Source organism: Sphingopyxis sp. CCNWLW2, assembly GCF_037095755.1.
In the GTDB taxonomy this organism is placed as follows: domain Bacteria; phylum Pseudomonadota; class Alphaproteobacteria; order Sphingomonadales; family Sphingomonadaceae; genus Sphingopyxis.
Window position 1 is genome coordinate 1,022,816 of the sequence record NZ_JBAWKJ010000001.1, and the last position, 22,950, is coordinate 1,045,765.

The window sequence follows — 22,950 nt, forward strand, 5'->3', positions numbered from 1 at the left end:
CCCCGTCCCCACGCGCTCGCCATCAGTGACGACGCGATCCGCGCCTCACTAAATCGCTGATTTTAGGAAGAAAACTGGAGCGGGCGAAGGGATTCGAACCCTCGACCCCAACCTTGGCAAGGTTGTGCTCTACCCCTGAGCTACGCCCGCTCTGGCGGCTGGAAACCGGTCGGTTCCAGCGGGTGAGGCGGGCGATTAGCACCGGCTTTTTGACTCGGCAACCCCTGATTGTGCATTTTCTCCGAAGGGTTGGCATATCGCCCGCAAATCCCACATAAGCGGGGCAAGAGTCTTTCCGCCGGCGCAGAAGCGACGGCAAATCAAAACAGGAGCATATCTGCGTGGCCACGCTCGGTCTGAATCCCACCGAAAAGGAAGCCGTCGAAGCCTTCCGCCGCGACGTCGTCGAACCCTCGATGACCAGCCTCGTCATCCTCGATTTCTGGGCCGAATGGTGCGGACCGTGCAAGCAGCTCGGCCCGGTGCTCGAAAAGGTCGCCGAAGATTATGCCGACAAGGGCGTCGTACTGGTCAAGGTCGACGTCGACGCGAATCGCTTCATCGCCGGCCAGTTCCAGGTCCAGTCGATCCCGACCGTCTATGCGATCTTCCAGGGCCAGCCGGTCGCCAACCTGACCAACGCACGCACCGAAAGCCAGCTCAAGGCGATTCTCGACCAGCTGCTCGCGCAGCTGCCGATCGAGAGCGAGGCGACCGCGCGCGCGATCGAAATCGCCCCGCTGATCGAAATGGGCGAAAGCGTTCTGGCCGAAGGCGACGGTCCGCGCGCCGCAAGCGTCTTTGCGCAGATCATCGACATGGCGCCCGACAATGCCGCGGCGCATGGCGGGCTGATTCGCGCGCTTGTGCTTGCGGGCGATATCGAGGGGGCGCAGGCCGCGCTCGATGTCGTTCCGGCCGAGATCGGCGAAGATCCCGCGATCGCGCAGGCGAAAAGCGCGCTTGCGCTCGCCGCCGATGCCCCCGACGCCGGCGAGCTCGCCGCCTTCGAGGCTGCGGTGGCCGCGAATCCCGGTGACCATCAGGCACGCTTCGACCTTGCGAGCGCGCAGATCGGCGCGGGTCAGCGCGATGCCGCCGCGGACAATCTGCTCCACATCGTCGCCGCCGATCGCGAATGGAACGAGGACGCCGCGCGCGCCAAGCTGCTCTCGCTGTTCGAAGCCGTCGGCCTTGAGGATGCGTGGGTCGCCGCCCAGCGCCGCCGCCTGTCGCTGATCCTGTTCGGCTGATGGGCGAAACCGCGCCCCTGACTATCCAGCGGATCGCGATCTTTCCGCTCACCGGCGCGGTGCTTTTCCCCGGGCTGCACCTGCCGCTGCATATCTTCGAGCCGCGCTATTCGGCGATGGTGCAGGAGGTACTCGCGCGCGACCGGCAGATCGGGATGATCCAGCCGCGCCAGCTTCCCGGCGAAGAGGATCGCGAACCGCCCGCGCTCTATGACGTCGGCTGCGTCGGCCGGATCGTCGACGTCGAGGCGCTCGACGAGGGGCGCTTCAACCTCGTCCTCGAAGGCGTCGCGCGCTTTCGCGTCCGCCGCGAACTCGACGTCACGACGCCGTTCCGGCAGGTCGAGGCCGAGATCGAACTCGAAGCCGAGGAAGAGGCGGTGCTCGCGAGCATCGAGCGCGCGAGCCTCGAACGCGAGGCCAAGCGCTTTGCGGCGCGGCAGGGCTATGTCGTCGACTGGGATTCGGTCGGCCAGCTCGACGACGCCACGCTCGTCAACGGCATCGCGCAGGTCGCACCGTTCGATGCCGCCGCGAAGCAGGCGCTGCTCGAAGCGACGCCGATCGACGCGCGCGCCGAACTCGTCGTTCAGCTGATGCAATTTTTCGGCCGTTTCGACGGCGACGACGGCCGCGCCACGCTGCAATAGATGCGTTCAGTTAAGTTTGCGGGCGGGCGCATGATGAACGATGTCGGCAAGCGCCCGGCGTACGACATGCCGGTCGCTTTCGCGCAGCCGTTCCGCCGCGTCGCTCACCATCAGATGGTGCCGAACGAGCTTCTTTTCGGCGGCGAGCCGGGTTTCCATCCGGCTTTCATCGCCGCGCGATGCGCCGAGCCTGGCGCGGCGACGGCTCGCCCACTCCTCGACCAGCCGGTCGGCCAGAAGCGCGGCAAGATTGTCCGCCGCGCCCTGTTCGGTCGCATTTTCGGCCGCCGGATCGGTCAGCCACGCGTCGGCGCCCTCCTCCTGCAACGCGTCGAGCGATAGCGTCGCGGTGACATGCCGCCGCCCGGCGCAGCGCTGGTCGCCATGAAGCCGGTGCCGCAGCGCCTGCAGTTCGGCGCGGAATTGCCAGTTCACATAGGTGGTGAAGCGCGCCCGCGCCGGATCATAGCGTTCGGCGGCGCGATGCAATGCGATCGCGCACACTTGCGCGGCATCCTCGGCGACATCGATCAGCCCATAGCTTCGCGTGAAATAGCGGATACGCGGCGCGGCGAGCGCCGCCAGCCGGGCGAAGCTGCGGTCGGTCAAAGCCCGCGTCCGCGCCCCCGGCACCGCGTCGAGCGCGGTTCGCGCCTGAATATAGTCCGTCACCGCTGCTTCGAACGCGTCGCTTTTTGCCGACATGGCCCCGCCCCCATCCTGCCGCGGCGTGGTTACCGCACGCTCAGGGATAGGATGTCATGCTTAGCGCCGCGCTGCCGGCGCCCTAGGTAGTAATACCTAGACCTCGGCGCCCGCGAGCAGGCGCGGCAGATCGCCCGCCTCGCCGCGCGCCTCGTCCATGAAGAAACGTTTGAGCATCGGCATCCGCTGCACCGCGCCGAGCCCGGTGCGCCGCACCGCGGCGGCGGTGCGGCCCGGAATGCCGAACAGCCGCGTCAGCCCGTCGGTCGCGAGGCTGACCATCATATTGTCGAGCCCGCGCCAGCGCTGATAGCGCGCGAGCAGCGCCGCATCGCCAAGATCGAGCCCGAGCCGCGCGCCCTCGACGAGCACTTCGGTCAGCGCGGCAACGTCGCGCAGGCCAAGGTTGAGCCCCTGCCCCGCGATCGGGTGGATGCCGTGCGCGGCATCGCCGACGAGCGCGATACGGTCGGCGACGATCGACGCGCTGTGGTGGAAGCCGAGCGGATAGGTCATCCGCGGCGCCACCAGCTCCATCGCGCCAAGCACCCCGCCGGCGCGCTTCTGCAATTCGGCGATAAAGCCGCGCTCGCCGAGCTTGGCGAAACCGGGACCGTCCTTTTCGGCGACCGTCCAGACGAAGGCCGAACGGTGGCGCCCCCGTTCGTCATCGACGAGCGGCAGCAGCGCGAAGGGGCCCGAGGGGTAGAAGATTTCATGCGCGACATTGCCGTGCGGCTTTTCATGCGCAACCGCGCCGATCATCGCATGATGATGGTACGACCAGTTCGCGATGCTGAACCCCGCGGCGTCGCGCGTCGGAGAGCGGCGGCCTTCGGCAACGATCAGCAGCGGCGCCGCGAGCCTTTTCCCGTCGGCGAGCGTCAGCGTGACGCCATGCGCGTCTATCTCGCGCGACACGACCTGTGCCGGCATCAGCAGGCGGACGAGCGGCGCGTCAGCGAGCAAAGCGGCAAGCGCGAGGCGGAGCTGGCGATTCTCGACCATCGTCCCGAGCGGCGGATCACCGTCAGCGGTGACGAAGTCGAGTTCGCCGCCGCGGCCGCTATCGGGGGCGCCATCGCCCACCTTGATGGCGCGGATCGGGCAGCCATGCCCGGCAAGGCGATCGGCAATCCCCAGCACTTCGAACATCTGCCAGGTCGCGCTGGCAATCGCCGAGGCGCGGCCGTCGAACCCCGGCGCGATCGTCGTCACCGGGTCGGCGGGATCGACGATCTGGACCGACAGGCCATGGTGGGCAAGGGCAAGGGCGAGCGCCTGGCCGACAAGGCCGCCACCCGAAATCAGGACATCGCTGCGCAGCGTTTCACTCATGCCGTTGCCCTAGCGTGCGGCAGGGCGGTTGGAAAGGCTGTGGGCGAGCGCGGGGCCGTGCTTGACGACGAGTCCGCCCCATGCGCATATCGCCGTGGTTAACTGACAGGGACCGGAAAAAGAGCATGGCTAGCCGCAAGGCCGCACCCGCAAAGGCCGATTGGCGCACGGTTTTCCGCCAAAGCATCGCGCGATCGCTCGTGATCGCCGCGGCGGTGGCGCTCGGCCTGTTCACGCTCTTCCTGACCCTCGCGCTCGTCACCTATGACAGCACCGATGCGGCGCTGAACACCGCCGCCCACGGCACCGCCGCCAACTGGATGGGCGGTGCGGGCGCATGGTTTGCCGACCTCGGCCTGTCGATCGGCGGGGCGCCCATTGTCCTGCTGCTGCCGCTGCTCGGCATCATCGCGTGGCGGCTGTGGACGGGCGAGGCGCAGCCCTATTGGCCGCGCCAGCTTGCCTACAGCTTCATCGGCATCCTGCTCGTCGGGCTGGGCGCCGAACTCTGGTCGCCCGCGACGAACGCGCCGATGCCCGCGGGCTGGGGCGGGATCATCGCGTTGCTGATCGGCGGCGCGATCGCGCCGTTGTTCGCGCAGGCGGGCGAGCCCGCTGCGGCGCTGATCCGCTTTGCGACGATCCTGCTGCTCGTCGGGCTCGGCCTGTGGCTCGCGTGGCGCGCGTTGCGGCTCGAAAAGGGATGGGCGTCGCGCTTCAAGCTGCCCGCGGTCGAGGGCAGCAGCCGCATTGTCGAACCCGCGCGGGTGCCAAGCGACGAGGTGAAGGCGCCGAACCTGATGGATCGGGTCGTGCGGCCGCGCGCGGTTGCCGAGCCGAGCGACCGCGCCCCGCCCGAAATCGCCGACCCGGCGGAGCGCACCGCGCCCTCGAAACTCAAGCCGAAACCGCAGACCGAGCTGTTCACCAATTACCAATTGCCGTCGATCGACCTGCTCGCGCCGCCCCCGCCGGGGCCGACCGGGCAGATCGACAAGGCGGGGCTCGAACGCAACGCGCGCTTGCTCGAATCGGTGCTCGAGGATTTCCAGGTCAAGGGCGTCGTCACCGCGGTGCGCCCCGGCCCGGTGGTCACCATGTACGAACTCGAGCCCGCGCCCGGCACCAAGGCGAGCCGCGTGTCGAACCTCGCCGACGATATCGCGCGCAACATGTCGGCGCTGTCGGCGCGTATCGCGCCGATCCCCGGGCGCACCGTGATCGGCATCGAACTGCCCAACGCGCATCGCGAATCGGTGGTGCTCCACGAAATCATCGGCAGCGCACTGTTTCAGGACCAGACCGGCGCGCTGCCGATCATCCTGGGGAAGAATATCAGCGGCGACGCGATGATCGCCGACCTGGCCCCGATGCCACACTTGCTGATCGCGGGTACGACGGGGTCGGGTAAATCGGTCGGCCTCAACGCGATGATCCTGTCGCTCCTCTATCGCCTCGGCCCCGACCAGGTGAAGATGATCATGATCGACCCCAAGATGCTGGAACTCAGCGTCTATGACGATATTCCGCACCTGCTCGCTCCCGTCGTCACCGAGCCCAAGAAGGCGATCCGCGCCTTGAAATGGGCGGTCGAGCAGATGGAGGACCGCTACCGGATGATGTCGTCGCTGTCGGTGCGCAACCTCGCCTCCTACAACGACAAGGTGCGCGGTGCGCTCGCCAAGGGCAAGTCGCTCGGGCGCCGCGTCCAGACGGGCTATGATCCCGACACCGGCCAGCCGGTCTATGAGGAAGAGACGCTCGATTATGCGCCGCTGCCGCAGATCGTCGTCGTCGTCGACGAACTCGCCGACCTGATGATGACCGCGGGCAAGGAGGTCGAATTCCTGATCCAGCGGCTCGCGCAAAAGGCGCGCGCGGCGGGCATTCACCTGATCCTCGCGACGCAGCGCCCCTCGGTCGATGTCATCACCGGTGTCATCAAGGCGAACCTGCCGACGCGCATCAGCTTCAACGTCACCTCGAAAATCGACAGCCGCACGATCCTTGGCGAAGCGGGCGCCGAACAGCTGCTCGGCAAGGGCGACATGCTGTACGTCCCCGGCGGCAAGCAGATCACGCGTATCCACGGGCCGTTCGTTTCGGACGACGAAGTCCGCGCGGTTGCCGATCACTGGAAGGGCCAGGGTCGCCCCGACTATGTCGAAAGCGTCACCGAGGACCCCGAGGATGGCGGTTTCGCGATGGAGGGCGCCCCCGCGGGCGGCGACAGCGCCGAGGACCGCATGTACGCCAAGGCCTGCCAGATCGTCGTCGAAAGCCAGAAAGCCTCGACGAGCTGGCTGCAGCGGCAGCTGCGCATCGGTTACAACAGCGCGGCGCGGCTGATCGAGCGGATGGAGGAGGAGGGGCTGGTGAGTCCGCCCAACCACGTCGGCCGCCGCGACGTGCTCACCGACCAGTACGGCCAGCAAAGGTGAGGAACCATTGCCGGCCTCACGACTTGAACAGCGTCTAACGACAGGTTCAGCGCGGGTTCAATGCCCGCCTGCGATGACCGGCCCCTATGTTTGAAAATGAGAGCCAGATGACCCTGAAGACGAATATGACCCGCCTTGCTGCCTGGACGCTCGCGCCGCTGGCCGCCGCCGGCCTCGCCATCGGCGCGCCCGCAATCGCCCAATCGGCGAGCGCGCTGTCGTCGGTGCAGTCGCATCTCAAGTCGACCAGCTCGATGACCGCCGATTTCGTGCAGACCGATCGCAACGGCCAGCGGCTGAGCGGCAAGCTGACGCTGAAACGGCCCGGCAAGATCCGGTTCCAGTATCAGAAAGACGTGCCTTTGCTGATCGTCGGCGACGGCAGTTCGCTGACGATGATCGATTATGAAGTGAAGCAGGTGCAGCGCTGGCCGGTGAAGAATTCGCCGCTCGGCGCGCTGCTCGACCCCGACCGTGACCTCACCAAATATGCCAAGGTCCTGCCGACTGGGAGCAACGACGTGCTCAGCGTCGAGGTCAAGGATCCCAAGCGCCCCGAATATGGTACGATTACCATGGTATTCGTCCGCGACGGCTCGGCGCCCGCGGGGCTGCGCCTGCGCGGCTGGGTCGCGCTTGATTCGCAGAACAACCGGACGCGGATCGACCTCACCAATCAGAAATTCAACGTCGCGGTCGCCGACTCGGCGTTCAAATGGACCGATCCGCGTCCCAAGCAGCGCGGTCGCGCGGGCTGACTCAACCCGGCCGCGGCTTTCAAAATCATGGCGCCGAATCTGCGAAACGGATTCGGCGCCATTTTTCCGGACCAACCGTCGCCCCGCATCGACGAACTGCAAAAACGGCGCGGAGCCGTCCATTTTCGTTCAGCTTGGCGACAGGGAAGACCGTCTATTTCATCTCTCGAAGGCGCCAACACGGCCCCCGGATTTGGGTTTCCCCCTGTTGCCCCACCGGGTTGCCAGGCATCTTCATTCAAGAGCGTGACGAACGCTGACCTTGAACCCCCGTTCCACCGCCCCTGGGACGGGGGTTTAATTTATCCGGTGTTTGGGACGTTGCGCCCCCCCGCGCGCACCGATAGAGCCGCCGGATGACTCGCACCAGCATCGCTTCGTGGAACATCAACAGCGTCCGCGCCCGGATAGGCATCGTCGAAAAATTCCTTCGCGAAGAAGCCCCCGACGTCCTCTGCCTGCAGGAGACGAAGGTCGAATGCACGCTGTTCCCGCCCGAGATGTTCAAACGGCTGGGTTATCAGCATATCGTCACCCACGGCCAGCGGATGCACCACGGCGTCGCGATCGTCAGCAAACTGCCGCTGACCGACGTGCGCAAATATGACTGGCAGGCGAATGGCGAGGCGCGCCACGTCGGCGTGACGCTGCCGTCGGGCGTGCGGCTCGACAATGTCTATATCCCCGCGGGCGGCGACATTCCCGACCGCACCCTCAATCCGAAATTCGGCCAGAAACTCGATTTCTTCGGCCGCATGACCGAATGGTCGAGCGCCCTTGTCGATGCGCCAACGGTTCTGACCGGCGATTTTAACGTCGCACCGCTGGAAAGCGACGTCTGGAACCATAAGGCGCTGCTCGACGTCGTCAGCCACACCCCGATCGAGGTCGAAACGCTCGCACGGCTGCAGGCGGCATCGAACTGGGTCGACCTCGGGCGTCACTTCATCCCGGCGCCGGAGCGACTCTACACCTGGTGGAGCTATCGCGCGAAGGATTGGGAAGCGTCGAACCGCGGCCGCCGCCTCGACCATATGTGGGTCACCCCCGATCTGATGCCCAAGGCGGTGTCGCACCGCATCGTCCAGCCCGCGCGTAGCTGGGAACGGCCGTCGGACCATATCCCGCTGATCACCGAGTTCGATTTTTGAGCGATGCCGGCGCCCGTCGGGCGGCGCGCGCCATCGACGCGCTGCGGCGCGGCTGGCCGTTTCGTGTGGTTGGCGCGGACGGGTCGCTCGATCTGCTCGCGGTTGAAAGCGCACGCGACGAGGCGCTTGCCGAGCTTGGAAACCATGACCTGCTGCTCTCGGGCGAACGCGCGGTCACGCTCAAGCTGACCAATCAGCGCGTTGCCGCGACGCCGGGTCCAGTCCGGTTGGCGAGTGCCGGCGATACGGTCACCGCGGCGCTCGCGATCGCCGATCCGGCGCTCGATCTTGCGAACCCGCTCAAAGGACCTTTTCGTACCATCGCGACGGGCGGCGAAGCGGCAGCGACCGCCGCGATGACCATGGCGCGTCACGCCGGACTGCTCCCTGCTTTCTTTGTGCGCGAGGCGACTGGCGAAGCTGAGACCGAGTGCAGTGTCGACGACGTCGCTGCGCTGCTCGACCCGGCGCGCCTTCAGATCGCCGCGCGCGCGCGCCTTCCCGTCGAAGCCAGCGAAAGCGCCGAAATCATTGCCTTCCGCTCGCCCGAAGAAGCGTCGGACCATGTCGCGCTCGTCATCGGCAAACGCGACGGCAATCCGCCCGTCGTTCGCCTACACAGCGAATGCCTGACCGGCGACGTGCTCGGCAGCCTCAAATGCGATTGCGGGCCGCAGCTCCACGCCGCGCTCCACGCGATGGCGGACGCGCCGTGGGGCGTGCTGCTCTACCTCCGGCAGGAAGGCCGCGGTATCGGCCTCGTCAACAAGCTGCGCGCCTATGCGCTGCAGGATCAGGGTTATGACACGGTCGATGCGAACCTCAGGCTCGGCTTTCCGGTCGAGGCGCGCGATTTCGCGATTGCCGGGCGGATGCTCGAATTGCTGAATATCCCGCGGATCCGGCTGATGACCAACAACCCGGAGAAGGTCGCGCGGCTCGAGAAGGAAGGCGTCGAGGTGGTCGAGCGCATTCCGCTCGCGCTGCCGACGAACAAATATAACGAGCAATATCTGGCCACGAAACGCGACCGCACGGGGCACCAGCTCTAAACGAAGAAGGCGCCGGACGATGCCGGCGCCTTCATCAAATCAATGCACGAAGCGCGCGACGACGTCGCGATAGCTGCGGCTGACCTTCACCTGCGCACCCGATCCGAGTACGAGGAAGCATTCACCGTTGGTGTGCGGCTTGACCTGCTTCACCTGCGACAGGTTCACGATCGTCGAGCGATGGACGCGCTGGAAGTTGCGCGGGTCGAGCCGCTTTTCCAGATCCTTCATCGTTTCGCGCAGGATCAGGCTGTTGTCGGCGGTGTAGATGCACATATAGTCGCCCGCGGCGTCGATGCGTTCGATGCTGTCGACGTCGACGCGGAAGATTTGGCCGCGATCCTTGATGTTGATCATCTTTTCATAGCGATCGGCGGCGTGCGTATCGGGGGCGACCTCGGCGTCATAATCCTCGACCGCTTCGGGCGCGACTTCGGCGAGCACGGTCTTGAGGCGCTCGACTTCAGCGACCCCACGCTTTTCGGCGAGCCGCTGGCGGACGCGGTCGAGCGCATCGGCCAGCCGCTCGGGCTCGACCGGCTTGACGAGATAATCGACCGCCTGCGCCTCGAACGCACGGATGGCGTGATCCGAATAGGCGGTGACGAACACCACCAGCGGCGGTTCGACCTCCATCAATCCCTGGATCACCGAAAAGCCGTCGAAACCCGGCATCTGGATGTCGAGGAAAACCAGATCGGGCTTGTGGGTCTTGATCTTTCGGATGGCTTCGCGGCCATTTTGCGCGGTGTCGACGATTTCGACGTCCGTGTGCGGTTCGAGCCGCAGTTGCAGGCCTTGGGTGGCCAATTTTTCATCATCCACCAGGATGGTTCTGATCGTCATGTTCTCTCGGTTCCAATCGTCATTTGCCCATCGGGCTGGAACGGAAACTCGATTACCACCGTGAAGCCGCCCTCAGCGCCCACATGGACGTCGAACCGGTGCTGGTCGCCAAAAGCCTGCGCCAACCGGTCCCTGATATTGGCTAAACCCACGCCAGTCGATTCCGTTGCAATGCCTGTGGTGGGGTCCGTGCGGTCGGCTGACAATCCCGCGCCGGTGTCGGACACGGTAATCCGAACATTTTGACCGGCCAACTGTGCGGACAGCGTGATATCGGCGCCATCTTCCTGCGGCGTCACCGCATATTTGATCGCATTTTCGATGAGCGGCTGGAGCAAAAGCGAGGGCAAACGTGCCCGCGCGACCGCCGGATCGATCGCAAAATGCGGACGCAGCCTTTCCTCGAAGCGCATTTTCTCGATTTCGAGGTACAGCTTCAGCGTCTCGATCTCCTGCGCCAGCGTCACCTGCGCGGTCGGCTCATTCGCGAGCGTGTAGCGGAGGAACGCCGACAGGCGCGACAGCATCGCATTGGCGGGCTCGGCCTGTTTCAGGAGCACGAGGGTCGAAATGCTGTTGAGCGTGTTGAACAGGAAATGCGGGTTGAGCTGGTAACGGAGCATCGCGAGCTGCGCCGACGCCGCCTGCGCCTCGAGGCGGATGACGCGGTCATTCTGTTCCTCAAGCTGAAGGAAATAGTTGATCGCGAAATAGAGCGCCGACCAGGCCGCGAGCGATGTCGCGTCGATATACATCGCGCCGAGGAGCAGGCTGGTGAAGCCCGCCTCGCTCGCCGGATTCTGGATTTGCGCGACCCACGCGTCGATAAAGGCCCAGAGCGCGGTCGCGATCCCGGCAAGCCCGAAACTGACGCCCCACATCAAAAGCGGACGGCGGTTGATCAGCGCGCGGTAACAGGCCGACAGGATCAGCGTCAGCGAAAAGCCGGTAATCGCCGAAATCGTCTGGGGGATCAGGAAGGTGAAGGCCTGGCCATTGGCGAGCCCCGACACCCCGCGCAGGCCGAGCCATGCGGCCCAGCCCAATATCTGCAGGTTCCAGAAGGCGCGGACCTTATTGTCGAAAAAGGGGCCCGGCGAGGACAGTCGGAAAAGCGGCATGGGCGTCTGTGCGATGGCGATGGTCAGTCGCCGCGCGGGCGATATCGGAAACCGGCGCAGCCGATCATTCGGCGGCTACCGATGCCAGCCCGCCGTCGCTGCGCACGCGCGCCTGACCAAGCGGCTGCAGTTCCGCGCGATGCTTCCACAGCAATTCCTTATACCCGATCACCCGGCCGTCGTGCGCGGTGAGCGTGACGGGGCCGATCGGCTGTTCGTCGCGCGCATCGACGAGCACCGGGGTCGACGGCACGCCCGCGCCCCATTTCTCGCCCCATTGGCGCAGCGCAATCATCGCGGGGAGCAGCTCGATGCCCTTTTCGGTCAGCTGATACTGAACCTTGCGGCGGTCCTCGGCCATCACTTCGCGCGCCATAATGCCATGATCGACCAGCCGCGACAGCCGGTTCGACAGGATGTTGCGCGCGATGTTCAGTTCCTGCTGGAACTCCTCGAAATGATGGACGCCGTTGAAGGCCGCGCGAAGGATCATAAACGACCATCGCTCGCCCATTGCTTCCAGAGCCAGCGGCAGGGCGCAATTGCCCCCGTCCATGTCGTTCAGCAGTTCGCGTAATTTTCCCATGACCCAAGCCCTAACGTAAAATCGGCATATCCGTCAAAAAAATATAGGGCCTCCGTTGCAATTCGCAACTCAAACTCTAGGTAGCGCTTCGCAACCTTTTGGTTGCGCAAAAACAGGAGGTCCCAATGCCCATATTCAAGCTTTCTCCCCGCACCCCTTCTTTCGCGTTCGCCGGCACCGCGCTGTTCGGCGGGCTCGCATTCGCATCGGCCGCCACCGCCGCGGGCGGCACCTATTATCGCGCCGAACTCGCCAGCCCGGCGCCGCAGGTGCGCTTCGTCGCGCGCGATGTCGTCTGGGCGTGCAAGGACGCCAGCTGTGTCGCCGGCCAGGGAACGAGCCGCCCGCTGATCATGTGCTCGGCGCTTGCGAAGGCGGCCGGTCCCGTGACGAGCTTCAGCGCAGGCGGCAAGGCACTCGAAGCCGACGACCTCGCACGCTGCAACGCCACAAAATAACTGGCCAAAAGCCTCGGAAAGCCGCCGCGCTTCGTCCCCTCGCGGGCGGGGCGCGGCGACTTTTCCGCGCCCTTCCCGGCACCGCGAACGATGCTTCCAACCGGCTTTATCAAAGTTGCTGAATGTCGGCGGTTCCGCGCAAGCAAATTTCGCATTGCAATATTGCCTGCATGAACGACATTGGCTGCGATGCTGAGACAATATGAACTTGTCGAGCGCGTGCGCGCTTATGATCCGGACGTCGACGAGGCGCTGCTCAATCGCGCCTATGTGTTTACCGTCCAGAAGCACGGCAGCCAGAAGCGTGCGTCGGGCGATCCCTATTTCAGCCATCCGGTCGAGGTCGCGGGCATTTTGACCGACCTCCATCTCGACGCCGAGACGATCGTCACCGCGCTGCTCCACGACACGCTCGAAGATACGCTGACGACGCCCGAGGAGATCGAACGCCTGTTCGGCAGCGACGTCGGCCGCCTCGTCGACGGTGTCACCAAGCTCAGCAAGATCGAGGCGCAGACCGAGAATGAGCGCGCCGCCGAGAATCTCCGCAAATTCCTGCTCGCCATGTCGGACGATATTCGCGTTCTGCTCGTCAAGCTCGCCGACCGGCTGCACAATATGCGGACGCTGCATTTCATCAAGAATCCCGAGAAGCGCCGCCGCATCGCCAAGGAGACGATGGACATCTATGCCCCGCTCGCCGAGCGGATCGGGATGTACGAATATATGCGCGAGATGCAGCTGCTCGCGTTCAGCGAGCTCGAGCCCGAAGCCTATGCGACGATCACCGGCCGCCTCGCCAAGCTGACCGCAGGCGGCAAAGACAAGGTCGCGGCGATCAGCCGCGAGTTCAAGGAGCTGCTCGCGAAAAACGGGATCGAGGCCGAGGTGTCGGGGCGCGAGAAGCATCCCTATTCGATCTGGCGCAAGATGCAGGAACGGCATGTCAGCTTCGAACAGGTGACCGACATCATCGCCTTTCGCATCATTACGCCCACCGACGCCGATTGCTACGCCGCGCTGGGGCTGATCCACCGCAAGTGGAAAATGGTGCCAGGCCGGTTCAAGGATTATATCTCGACCCCGAAGCGCAATGGCTACAAATCGCTGCACACGACGATCATGCACCAGCAGAATATGCGGATCGAAATCCAGCTGCGCAGCCTCGGCATGCACCAGCAGTCCGAATTCGGCTTCGCCGCGCACTGGGCGTATAAACAGGGCGGCGCCGTTCCCGACGGACAGGCGGGGTGGATCCGCGATCTGATCGAAATCCTCGAGCAGACGCACGACCCCGAGGAGTTCCTCGAAAACACGCGCATCGCGATGTATCAGGACCGCATCTTCGCCTTCACGCCGAAGGGCAGCCTGCACCAGCTACCCAAGGGCGCGACGCCGGTCGATTTCGCCTATGCGGTTCACACCGGGCTCGGCGACCGCACCGTCGGCGCGAAGGTCAACGGGCGGCTGGTGCCACTGCGCACGCAGCTCAACAATGGCGACACGGTCGAAATCCTCTCGTCCGACAAGCAGACGCCGCAGCCCGCGTGGCTGGGCTTCGCAGTCACCGGCAAGGCGCGCGCCGCGATCCGCCGCCATGTCCGGTCGAAGGAAAAGGTCGAACTCGCGGCGCTCGGCCGCAAGATGTACGACGAGATCGCGCTTCGCCTGCCGAACAAGGTCGGCGACAAGGCGCGGATCGCGGCGCGCGAGCGGCTGAAGCTCGACGACGACACCGCGCTCTATGTCGCGATCGCCAAGCAGCGGATCACCGACAATGCGCTACTCGAAGCGCTCGTCCCCGGCATCACCGCCGAGATGAAGACCAAGCCGGGCAAGCTCGTGCAAGGCGCGGCGGTGTCGATCGCCGGGCTGACCCCGGGTGTCGCCTATCAGCTTGCCGACTGCTGCCACCCCGTCCCGGGCGACCGCATCGTCGGCCTGTCGCGGCCGGGCGAGGGGATCGAGGTGCATGTCATCGACTGCCCCCGCCTTGCCGACGGGATCGACGCCGACTGGATCGATCTGCGCTGGCAGGAAGACAGTGAGGGCGGCAATGCGCGGCTGTGCATCGTCATCCTCAACGAACCGGGCACGCTCGCCGAAATGTCGGGCATCCTCGCCGCCAATATGGCGAACATCACAAATTTGCGCCTGTCGAACCGCGAGGGCGGCTTCCACACCTATGACGTCGTCGTCGAGGTGCGCGACGTCCAGCATGTGATGCGCATCTTGTCAGCGCTGCGCGCGTCGGACACGGTAGTGCAGGCCGAGCGGCAGTAGAGCATCCCGTCGCCCCCGCGAAGGCGGGGGCCGCAGTCGGTTTACGGAACGCTGCCGAGTAAAGCAGCCAGCGGCCCCCCGCCTTCGCGGGGGCGACGATTCATCAGTTCGCGTAAAGCAACGGCGGCCGCCAGGCATTCTGGTCGACCTCGTCGCTGACCTTGTAGACCATGCCCTTGCTGTTCAGGAACAGCTTCTCCATCTCGGGCCGGGTGAACGGCCGCGAGCCGACACGGCCGAACACCGCCATCTGGCCGCCGGTCTCGTCGACTGCACGGTCGCGGTCGAGTCCCTTCGACAGTGCGAGCGCGGGCGACGGCGTCTTCGCCCAGGCGATCAGCTCGGGGGTCGGTTTCGGCGAGAAGCCATAGAGACCCGGATTCTCAGGACTGGTCAGCTGAAGCACCTTGATCCCGTTCCGGCCGTCGGCGACATAACCGAACAGCGAGGCATTGGTCGACGCGACGATGACGTCCTCGGCATCGTTCAGGAGGCCGCCGAAGGTCAGCCCCGGCCAGACGATCGGCGCCGCAGGGCGTGTCACATCGACGATGACGAGCCCGTCGGCCTTCGCCGCGACATACATGTACGTCCGCGCCAGGTAGATTTTCCGCGCGTTGGCGAGCCGCACCGTGCCCGACGGCACCGCGACCGGCTGCGCGAGATTGGTGACGTCGAACAGCTTCACGCCCTCGGCATCGGTGACCCAGAGGTAACGGAACTGCACCGCGCTCGCGCGCGCATCGGTCAGCGGCAGCTGCGCGGTGACCTTGGGCTGCAGCGGGGTCGAGAGGTCGAGCACGACGAGCCCCGCGTCGGTGGTGACATAGGCGATGCTGCCCGCGAGCGTCACATGCCGCGCGCCCGCCAGCACATTGCCTTCGTTCCACGTCAGCGCGCGCTTGAACTTGTTGTTGCGGAATTCAGCGTCGGCCAATGTGTCGATGTCGACCAGAACCAGCCCTTCGACGCTGTCGGTGATCACCGCATAGCGGTAGATATCGTGCATCACTTGTTCGTGGTTTTCGGGGAAGTTCTTCACGATATTCTCGTTGCGCGACACGCTGACCGGCTGCGTCGTCGCGAGCGCCATGCAGGTCGCATTCTTCGTCTTAACATGCGTGTCGTGCCCGAGCGCCGAGAAGGGCGCGCGGATGATGCGTTCGGAGAAGCCCTTGTTGCCGATCGACGCGACGTCATAGACGCGGAAGCCGCCCTTGCCCTCGGCAACGAACATATATTCGCCGCGCTGTTGCAGGCAGTTCACGCGGCCGCTCGTCCCCTGGACGATATTGGCGAATTCCTCGAGCGCATGCGTTTCGCCCGAACCCTTTTTGTCGAAGATCTTGCCGCGCACCCAGTTCTTCAGCTCGCGCCCATTCTGTTCGACGTGCAGCTTCCAATAGTCGGGATAGGCATATTTCTGGAGGTAGCTGCCGATCACCGCCTGCGGTTCGTCCCATTCAGTGACGCGGGTCGCCTGGAAGCTGTTTTCCTGACCCGACCAGACGTTCAATCCGACGAAATTGACGAAGTTGGTGCCGAGCAGATTGAGCTGCGCCATGATCGCATTATTGTCGTCGGCGGCCGACAGGTGGCAGTCGCTGCACTGCTTGGTTTCGGAGCGGCGGACGGTGTGCGGGAAGTGCGGCGCAAACGCCTGGCTCGAATAGCCTGCCGACGAAATCGGTGGTTGCTGCACATAGATTCGCTCGCGGTTGATGTTGGTCGACGACAGCACCAGCGCCGAGGTCGAGCGGACGGGCGTGATGATGCCGCGCGCTTCGCCGTTCGGGCCGGGCTCGCCGGGCTTGGTGAGCTGATGCCGGCCAAGCTGGAACATTTCGTCGCGCGCCACCTGCGGGTTGTAGGTCGCGAAGTTACGCGTCTCCTCGCCCTCGAAATGGTGCATCTTGGTCTTCCAGTTCGCCTCGATCGGCAAATGGCAGCCGCCGCAGCTCGTCGTCCACGACAGGTGACAGGTGAAGCAGGTCATCTTGTCGTCGCCGTGCGCGCGGTCCTCGCGTCCAACCCCCGGACCCCATTCGAACTTGCCGTCCTCCGAGCCTGACCGCGCCATCAGCTTCGCGCGCGCCGCTTTCGCGTTGAAATGCGGGCCCGGGGTCACCGCCTGCTTGACGAGGCTGACCTGCCATTCGAGCTTCGGATCGACGATCGAACGCTGGATGAGGCCGATCACTTCGGCATCGTCATTATATTGGAATTCGAAACGGCGCCGCCCGTCGGGGTTGCGCAGCAGCGCCAGATTATTGCCCTGCGGCCGCGCCGCGACGTTCGAGGTCAGCAGGTTGGGGAAGGCATCGGCGGTGCCGTGGCAGTCCTTGCAGCTGATCTCGACCGCGTTCGCGACCTCGCCCTGGATATAGCCATTGCCGTGGCTGTCCTGCGCGAAGTGGCAGTCGGCGCACTGCATGCCCTTTTCGGCGTGGATGTCCATCATATGGACCGCCTTGCCGGGGTTCAGCCCGGGCGGCACGAACTTGCCCTCGATGCCCGGACGTCCCGGATCGGCGCTCGACAGGCACAGGTCGCGCTCCTTCGGATCGGTGTAATGGCTGCAGCTCTTGCGCCATTTTTCCGGGTCCTTCGGATCGATGATGTTCGCGGTGTCGGTGCCGTAGGTCGCCATATTGCCGTCGGCGGTCAGCAGATTGCCGCTCCGGTCGCGCTTGAAGATGCCGCGGAAGTTCCAGCCATGGCCGTGATAGTCGGCGAACTGCGTATCCTTGTTGCTGTCGTTGACGTCATAGACGTCGCGCAGAAACTCGACATCGGCCCACAGCCCGCGCGTCGCCGCACCCTCGGGGTTACGTTCGAGCACCTGATGCACCTCGGCCGCGGTGGGATAGCGCTGCTGTTTATATTTCTTCTGATACTCCTCGTCGCTCATCCCCGGCGGGCGCGGCGCAGTGTTGTCCGGCCCCGGCCACATCTGCGGCGCGTCCGATTCATAGTCCCACATCGTGTAGCCGAGGTACGAATTCAGGAAGATGTTCGGCTGATGCATGTGGCACGACATGCACTGCGAGGTCGGGATCGCGCGCGTGAAGGCGTGGCTGATCGGGTGGCCCGATTCACCGCGCGCCGGCGATCCGGGGCGTGCCGGAACCTCGGGGTCGGCCGGGTCGATCAGCGCGCCGTGACCGCCACCGGCCTGATGACCATCCTCGGCGCCATGCGCATCGCCGCCATGTCCGCCCTCGGGCTTCCATTTTTTCTCCGCAATCGTCGGGTCGACCGTCGCCGTTTCGCCGTCGCGGCCGAATTTGGCGTAGGCCAGGCTGTGCCGCGGCTCGCGGTCGTTGGCGTAGATAACGTGACAGCCCGAGCAGCCCGAATGGCGATAGTCGCCGGGCTGGTCGTTCGTCCCCATGAACCATGACAGCGGGTCGTTGAGGCGCGTCTTGTGGATGTTGAGCACGGGGATCGAGACACGCAGGCCCGTGCCAGGACCGCGGTTCGATTGCTTGAGATCGGGACGGCCCGGTTCCTCGAGCCGCTGGATGCTGCCAGTCGGGTTCGGCAGGCCGATTTCGGGGAATTGCGTGTTGATGTTGCGCCCGCCGCGCTCGAATACGCGGAACACGTCGCCCGGCGGCAGCACGCTCCAGCGCGGCAGCGGATACATTTTGGCGAGCGCGCCGCGCTTTTTCTCTTCGTCGGTCAATATCTTGTCGAAACCGAAGCTTGGCTTGCACGCCTCCTTATATTCCTCGGCGGTCAGCCGCGACGAGGGCGACAGGATGCAAGCGGGTTCGCCGGTGCGCGTATAAGCCTCTCCGAAGATGTAATTCTTGTAGGGAACGATGCCGTTGTTATACGCCGCGCCGCCCCACAGCATCGCGCCGGTCGACATCATCGAACGCTCGGTCGCCTCGATCACCTCGAGGTGGCACGCGCCGCACGCCTCGCGCGCGACGCGATAGTCGCTGGGGTTCACGAAACGGATGAATTCGGGGGATTCCTTGTTGAGCAAAGTATAGCTGCGCTGCGGGTTCGCAGAACTGTCGTGCCAGGCGCCGGGCAAGGTCGGCTGCGGATGCGCGAGCTTCATCACCGCCTTGTTCGTCGGATGCTGATAGCCAAGGCTCGGCGTACCGCGCTGGCTCGCGTCGCCGCCATGGCAATCGGTACAGCCGAGCTTCACCGCGGGGGTCGCGTGCATCGACGGCTGGTCGGTGCGCGTGTGGCAGCTGTAACAGCCGTCCGACTTGGCGGTTACATCGGCATCGCTTTGCTCGCGCGGCGCCGGCGGCGTGAAGCGATATTCGATCTTGAGCGGCTTTTCCTCCTCGGCTGCGCGGACAACGCTCGCACCGAAGGCCGCGCACATCGTCAAAAAGGCGAGCAGGGCGAAGAGTTTGCGCGTCACGATCAGAAACTCACGATCACATTGGCGAGGATCGACACATAGGCGTCGTTCTTCTGCTTGTTGTCGAACAGATCCTTGAACCCCTTGCCGGGCAGCAGCACCGCGCCGCTAAGGCGCCCGACGATATTCTGCGTCGCCTTCGGCCGCCAGATCGTCGCGACCGAAAGGTCGAATCCGATATCCTTGGGGATCGACCCTTCGGTGCGCAGCGCCTGCAGGCTCGACGTATTTTCGAACCACAGATGGTTGAAATTGGTGCTGACGCGAAATTCGGGGGTCAGGTCAAAATCGGCACCCGCGCCGACGAAGACCGTGCCCGGATTGTTGAAATTCGACTGCCCCTCTTCCTTCGACGAGCGGAGCGAGTTCAAGATGCCGTTGCGCCCGCTAATCGCGATGACGCGCCCGCCGCCCGCGAAGGGGATCGTCTGGCGAATCCAGTAGCTGGTGTCGGCGCCGCCGAAGATCGGATTTTCGAAGATCGCGTCGTAGCCGCCTTCGGTGTTGTTATACGGATCGCCGTCGCCGGTCGCGTAGAGCCCCGAGAGGCGGAAGCGCATCCAGTCATGGTCGTAGCTCAGCTCGACCGCCCCGAAACCCGCGCGGATTTCGGCGGGCTTGCTCGTGAAGAAGCTGTTCCGGTCCTCGCCGAGCGCCGCATAGAAGCTCGCGGTGACGTTGATCCGGCCGATCCGGCCATCGGCGCTGTAGCCCAGATAGACGACGTCATATTCGCGCCCGCGCAGGTCGCCGAGCAGCGCCGGCCGCACCGGAAAGCCGTTGTGGTCGATCTGCACGTCATTCTTTTCGCGGTTCATATTGTACGTCACGCTGACCTGGCTGGTCAGCCCGACGACCGGGAAATCCTGCCGATAGAGATTGCCCGTGAAGATGAAATCGCTGCGCGGGGTCTGGGTGATGTCGTTGAGCCCCGAGTTGGTGTCCTTTTCGAGCCGCCAGAAGGCCGCGAGATTATACTGGAAGCGATTGTTGTCGCGGTTGCCGAACAGGCGGATGCCGAGCTGGCTGTCGTTGAACAGGAAACCGCGGAAGTCGCTCTGGAACGGCTGGATGCCGAGGCGGATCGAATAGAAATCATAGCGGTCGGACGTGTTGCCGAGATGCTTGTCGACGAAAAGCTCCTGCACGCCGAGGAAGCTGTCATAACGATGGCTCGCCTTCGACGGGCGCACGTCGAGCACGCGCCGTTCGGGCACGTCGACATAATTGGCCTGATAGGCGAGCGTGACGCGATATTCGATGTCGGGCGGCTTGAACGCGGTCGAGCCCTTGATCAGCGCCGCGCCCGCGATGAAGGTTTGCGCGAAGACGAAGCTGCGGTCCTTGCCGAAAACGTCGAGGCTGCCCGGCCGCTCGGTCGTCTGGACGCCGACGGGGATCGGGAAGGTGCGCGGTTCGAACACCGTGTCGGACACCGCATTGGCGACGATGAACCAGTCGTCGCCCTTGATCGGCAGCCATTTGACCTTGCTGCGATCGATCGCCCGGTCGCCCTTGTAGGTGTTCTGGTTATAGGGGTCGAACCAGCGTTCCTTGACCACGCCCAATGTTTCGATGAGACGCCAGCGGTCGGGGACCGGGAGTTGATCCTCCATCCCCGGAAAGGCTTGCGGCGGCGGTGGGCGCAGCGCGCCGACATTGTCCTGGCTGAGCGCATCAGGGAGATCGGGGCGATACCCAGGGCGGCGGCGGCCCTCGATGATCTCGGTAATCGGGTCGTCCTTGACCACCTCCTGCCAGTCGACGGGCGGCGGCGGCGGGATCAGCTCTTCGACGGGCTGCTCGGCGGGGGCGGCGTCGCCCGCGACCGGGGGCCCTTCGGGCGCGGGCGGCGGCGGCGTGACATCGGCCCCCGGCGCGCCCTGCGCCGCGAGCGTCGCGATGATCGGCCAAAGGCTGCCCCCCGTCATCATCGCCTATAGCCCGTCGCAGACATTCTGGTTCGCCGTGTCGAGGAACGGGGCGAACGGGCAGCTGATGTAACGGAGACGCACTCCGGCGCCGACGGTAACGACAACCGTATCCGAACGGATCGCGGCCGGCGCATTGCCGATGCCGCCGACGCGCGCACCGCCATTATGCGCACCGAGGAAGCTGATCATGTCGTCCTGGTCGATACCGTCGCCCGACACCCCGATCGCGCCGACCAGCTGATTACCACGATAGATGGGGACCGAGCCGGGGAAGATCTGGATGCCGTTCTGCAGCCGGTTCTGCCCCGCCGCGACGTCGGGCAGAGTCGTGCAGCGCGCTGGTGTGTCGGTCGGGCTGGCGCCCGAGACGAAACCGAGGTGTGCGCCGAGATTGCCGATGATCAGCGCCGATTGCAGCCCGGTCGAAAAGGGATTGAACTGCGCGATCGGGCGCGACAGCGGCCCTTGCGGGCGGCCAACCTCGCCATCCGGGAAATAGGGTCGCGCGAGATTGCCGACCGCGCGGTCGGCATAGGCGATGTTGCCGGTGAGCGCCGCGGGGCTGTTCAGGAAGGTGCGTGTTGCGGTGACGAACTGGCGCACGTCGGCGCTGGCGTTGGCGCCGAGTTCCGCACCCGCTTGCGCGCCCGAGAAGAAAGCGGCGGTGCGAGCTTTTTGCAAGGACACGTCGGTGCCGAAGATCGGCGCGTCGGGCGAGCGTACGATGCCGAGCACCGATCCATGCGTATCGACGATACTGATCGTCACCTGCGCGCGGCTGTCGAGCGGCCGGCGGATTTGCGCGCGCGCGCGGCTCATCACCGTGAACGCTTCCTCGAGCACCGCGCGCGCCTCGGCCTGCGTCAGCGGCGCGCTGTTCGTCGCGCCGTCGGTGCCCGCGCGCAGCGGATAGCGGTTGGCGCCGCTGCCGTCGGTCAGGACGAACGCGTCGCGGTTCGAAAATTCGGCCGGCGTCGAAGCGCGGATGCCCGAGGCCTCGCTGCCATAAGCGATCCCCGCGGTCACCGCGGCATTGGCATAGCCGATCACCGCGACGAGATTGCCCGCGGCGCCGTTGAGGCTGGCAAAGCTTGCGCCGCCGCTCGACATCACCCCGGCAAAGGTCGCATCCGAAAAGCGCAGGCTCGTCCCGTCGACGGTGATCTTGTCGGCCGTGATCGTCGAGGGCGCCTCAAACCCGCGCGTGCCGGCGAGCGCGATGAATTCCTCGGGATCATTGTCGATATCGAGGATGTTGGCATCGCTGCCATAGACTCCGTCGCCCATCACCCCGATGCCGCCGACGAGCACGCCATTTTTGTAGAGCGGCAATCCACCCGGATCGGCGGCGAGGCCGAGCGGCGAGCGTTTGGGGCCGATCAGCGCCGCCGCGCCCGGCGCACCGAAACGCGCCGAGAGGTCGCTGCACGGCAACTGGCTGAACTGCACCCCGAACAACGGCCCGCTTTCAAGCCCGGCCGTAACGCCCGGAGCGGGCGGGAAATGTTCCTGCACGATCTGGCTCGCGGTGCGGGTCGAGAAAGCGTTGCCCCCGCTCGAGAGGTACGCGCCGGTCACCGCCTTGGCGATCGCGCCGCCCTCGGCGGGGAAGGGAACATTCTGCGCGTCGATATTCACGCCATTGGGCGCGGGCGCGGTGGTCGCGGTCGCGCGCGCGCCGGTCATGCGAAAGACGCCGAGGACATTGCCGACGCGGTCGGTCACCGCGATCACCGAAGGAAGCCCGCGCGCCTGCGCTTCCGATATCGCCTGCGCAAGCACGCGCTCGACGTCGGCCGTGGTCAGCGCTTCGGCGGCGGGCGGGGTATAGACCGTCGTCGGCGTGGGTGTCGGTGTGGGCGTGGGTGTCGGGGTTGGCGTGCCGCCACCGCCGCCTCCACCCCCGCACGAAGTGAGCAGCAACGCGCCCATCGCGGCAAAGGCGGCCGAACGGAAAAGATGCGTTCTGCTTTGCATGATC

16 protein-coding genes and 1 tRNA gene are annotated in these 22,950 nt (G+C 65.3%); 8 read left to right on the top strand and 9 right to left on the bottom strand.

Going from position 1 to position 22,950, the window contains the following annotated elements:
- Positions 1-75: 75 nt before the first annotated feature.
- Positions 76-150, bottom strand: a tRNA-Gly gene (locus tag V8J55_RS04740).
- 191 nt (positions 151-341) lie between these two features.
- Here V8J55_RS04740 and V8J55_RS04745 point away from each other — a divergent pair.
- Together V8J55_RS04745 and V8J55_RS04750 are read left to right on the top strand one after the other, a co-directional pair.
- Positions 342-1,253 (top strand): tetratricopeptide repeat protein, encoded by a 912-nt coding sequence (locus V8J55_RS04745; RefSeq protein WP_336444571.1) that lies wholly within the window; start codon positions 342-344, stop codon positions 1,251-1,253.
- Positions 1,253-1,903 carry an LON peptidase substrate-binding domain-containing protein gene (locus V8J55_RS04750; protein WP_336444572.1) on the top strand — a complete coding sequence of 217 codons (651 nt, stop codon included), beginning with the start codon at positions 1,253-1,255 and terminating at the stop codon, positions 1,901-1,903. The genes V8J55_RS04745 and V8J55_RS04750 overlap by 1 nt, the downstream gene beginning before the upstream one ends.
- A gap of 6 nt (positions 1,904-1,909) precedes the next feature.
- On the opposite strand, the gene V8J55_RS04755 is transcribed toward V8J55_RS04750, so the two are convergent.
- Together V8J55_RS04755 and V8J55_RS04760 are read right to left on the bottom strand one after the other, a co-directional pair.
- Complete coding sequence (locus V8J55_RS04755) at positions 1,910-2,608, bottom strand: sigma factor (protein WP_336444573.1); 699 nt, start codon at positions 2,606-2,608, stop codon at positions 1,910-1,912.
- Between the two features lie 96 nt (positions 2,609-2,704).
- Positions 2,705-3,946 (bottom strand): FAD-dependent monooxygenase, encoded by a 1,242-nt coding sequence (locus V8J55_RS04760; protein ID WP_336444574.1) that lies wholly within the window; start codon positions 3,944-3,946, stop codon positions 2,705-2,707.
- 125 nt (positions 3,947-4,071) lie between these two features.
- Here V8J55_RS04760 and V8J55_RS04765 point away from each other — a divergent pair, with 125 nt between their 5' ends.
- The 4 genes from V8J55_RS04765 (at position 4,072) to ribA (ending at position 9,348) form a co-directional block, all read left to right on the top strand.
- Complete coding sequence (locus V8J55_RS04765; RefSeq protein WP_336444575.1) at positions 4,072-6,387, top strand: FtsK/SpoIIIE family DNA translocase; 2,316 nt, start codon at positions 4,072-4,074, stop codon at positions 6,385-6,387.
- Positions 6,388-6,512: 125 nt separating this feature from the next.
- Positions 6,513-7,145 (top strand): LolA family protein, encoded by a 633-nt coding sequence (locus V8J55_RS04770; RefSeq protein ID WP_336445706.1) that lies wholly within the window; start codon positions 6,513-6,515, stop codon positions 7,143-7,145.
- Between the two features lie 356 nt (positions 7,146-7,501).
- Positions 7,502-8,296: an exodeoxyribonuclease III gene (locus V8J55_RS04775; RefSeq protein ID WP_336444576.1), complete on the top strand. Its 795-nt coding sequence runs from the start codon at positions 7,502-7,504 to the stop codon at positions 8,294-8,296.
- A complete protein-coding gene (ribA, locus tag V8J55_RS04780) occupies positions 8,293-9,348 on the top strand; it encodes a GTP cyclohydrolase II (protein ID WP_336444577.1) in 1,056 nt (351 codons plus the stop codon). Before V8J55_RS04775 ends, ribA begins: the two co-directional genes overlap by 4 nt.
- Positions 9,349-9,387: 39 nt before the next feature.
- On the opposite strand, the gene V8J55_RS04785 is transcribed toward ribA, so the two are convergent.
- The 3 genes from V8J55_RS04785 to V8J55_RS04795 form a co-directional block, all read right to left on the bottom strand.
- Positions 9,388-10,194 carry a LytR/AlgR family response regulator transcription factor gene (locus V8J55_RS04785; protein ID WP_037517222.1) on the bottom strand — a complete coding sequence of 269 codons (807 nt, stop codon included), beginning with the start codon at positions 10,192-10,194 and terminating at the stop codon, positions 9,388-9,390.
- Positions 10,191-11,315 (bottom strand): sensor histidine kinase, encoded by a 1,125-nt coding sequence (locus V8J55_RS04790; RefSeq protein WP_336444578.1) that lies wholly within the window; start codon positions 11,313-11,315, stop codon positions 10,191-10,193. Before V8J55_RS04790 ends, V8J55_RS04785 begins: the two co-directional genes overlap by 4 nt.
- A 64-nt stretch (positions 11,316-11,379) precedes the next feature.
- Positions 11,380-11,901, bottom strand: coding sequence for a winged helix-turn-helix transcriptional regulator (locus tag V8J55_RS04795; RefSeq protein WP_336444579.1), 522 nt, complete (start codon positions 11,899-11,901; stop codon positions 11,380-11,382).
- Positions 11,902-12,026: 125 nt separating this feature from the next.
- Here V8J55_RS04795 and V8J55_RS04800 point away from each other — a divergent pair, with 125 nt between their 5' ends.
- Together V8J55_RS04800 and V8J55_RS04805 are read left to right on the top strand one after the other, a co-directional pair.
- A complete protein-coding gene (locus tag V8J55_RS04800) occupies positions 12,027-12,359 on the top strand; it encodes a CC_3452 family protein (protein WP_336444580.1) in 333 nt (110 codons plus the stop codon).
- Between the two features lie 189 nt (positions 12,360-12,548).
- Positions 12,549-14,642 (top strand): RelA/SpoT family protein, encoded by a 2,094-nt coding sequence (locus V8J55_RS04805; protein ID WP_037517395.1) that lies wholly within the window; start codon positions 12,549-12,551, stop codon positions 14,640-14,642.
- Positions 14,643-14,745: 103 nt separating this feature from the next.
- On the opposite strand, the gene V8J55_RS04810 is transcribed toward V8J55_RS04805, so the two are convergent.
- The 3 genes from V8J55_RS04810 to V8J55_RS04820 are packed head-to-tail and all read right to left on the bottom strand — an operon-like array spanning position 14,746 to position 22,946.
- On the bottom strand, positions 14,746-18,996 hold the full coding sequence (locus tag V8J55_RS04810) for a hypothetical protein (RefSeq protein ID WP_336445707.1): 4,251 nt from the start codon (positions 18,994-18,996) through the stop codon (positions 14,746-14,748).
- Positions 18,997-19,037: 41 nt separating this feature from the next.
- Positions 19,038-20,969 carry a hypothetical protein gene (locus V8J55_RS04815; protein WP_336444581.1) on the bottom strand — a complete coding sequence of 644 codons (1,932 nt, stop codon included), beginning with the start codon at positions 20,967-20,969 and terminating at the stop codon, positions 19,038-19,040.
- 3 nt (positions 20,970-20,972) lie between these two features.
- Positions 20,973-22,946, bottom strand: coding sequence for a heme-binding protein (locus V8J55_RS04820; protein WP_336444582.1), 1,974 nt, complete (start codon positions 22,944-22,946; stop codon positions 20,973-20,975).
- Positions 22,947-22,950 lie beyond the last annotated feature (4 nt).

What these genes read in the sequence shown, in the direction of transcription:
- V8J55_RS04790 (WP_336444578.1), bottom strand. Translation starts at nt 11,315, where the DNA reads ATGCCGCTTTTCCGACTGTCCTCGCCGGGCCCCTTTTTCGACAATAAG.
- V8J55_RS04775 (WP_336444576.1), top strand. Translation starts at nt 7,502, where the DNA reads ATGACTCGCACCAGCATCGCTTCGTGGAACATCAACAGCGTCCGCGCC.
- V8J55_RS04750 (WP_336444572.1), top strand. Translation starts at nt 1,253, where the DNA reads ATGGGCGAAACCGCGCCCCTGACTATCCAGCGGATCGCGATCTTTCCG.
- V8J55_RS04800 (WP_336444580.1), top strand. Translation starts at nt 12,027, where the DNA reads ATGCCCATATTCAAGCTTTCTCCCCGCACCCCTTCTTTCGCGTTCGCC.
- V8J55_RS04805 (WP_037517395.1), top strand. Translation starts at nt 12,549, where the DNA reads ATGCTGAGACAATATGAACTTGTCGAGCGCGTGCGCGCTTATGATCCG.
- V8J55_RS04815 (WP_336444581.1), bottom strand. Translation starts at nt 20,969, where the DNA reads ATGATGACGGGGGGCAGCCTTTGGCCGATCATCGCGACGCTCGCGGCG.
- V8J55_RS04810 (WP_336445707.1), bottom strand. Translation starts at nt 18,996, where the DNA reads ATGTGCGCGGCCTTCGGTGCGAGCGTTGTCCGCGCAGCCGAGGAGGAA.
- V8J55_RS04820 (WP_336444582.1), bottom strand. Translation starts at nt 22,946, where the DNA reads ATGCAAAGCAGAACGCATCTTTTCCGTTCGGCCGCCTTTGCCGCGATG.
- V8J55_RS04770 (WP_336445706.1), top strand. Translation starts at nt 6,513, where the DNA reads ATGACCCGCCTTGCTGCCTGGACGCTCGCGCCGCTGGCCGCCGCCGGC.
- V8J55_RS04785 (WP_037517222.1), bottom strand. Translation starts at nt 10,194, where the DNA reads ATGACGATCAGAACCATCCTGGTGGATGATGAAAAATTGGCCACCCAA.
- V8J55_RS04795 (WP_336444579.1), bottom strand. Translation starts at nt 11,901, where the DNA reads ATGGGAAAATTACGCGAACTGCTGAACGACATGGACGGGGGCAATTGC.
- V8J55_RS04755 (WP_336444573.1), bottom strand. Translation starts at nt 2,608, where the DNA reads ATGTCGGCAAAAAGCGACGCGTTCGAAGCAGCGGTGACGGACTATATT.
- V8J55_RS04765 (WP_336444575.1), top strand. Translation starts at nt 4,072, where the DNA reads ATGGCTAGCCGCAAGGCCGCACCCGCAAAGGCCGATTGGCGCACGGTT.
- V8J55_RS04760 (WP_336444574.1), bottom strand. Translation starts at nt 3,946, where the DNA reads ATGAGTGAAACGCTGCGCAGCGATGTCCTGATTTCGGGTGGCGGCCTT.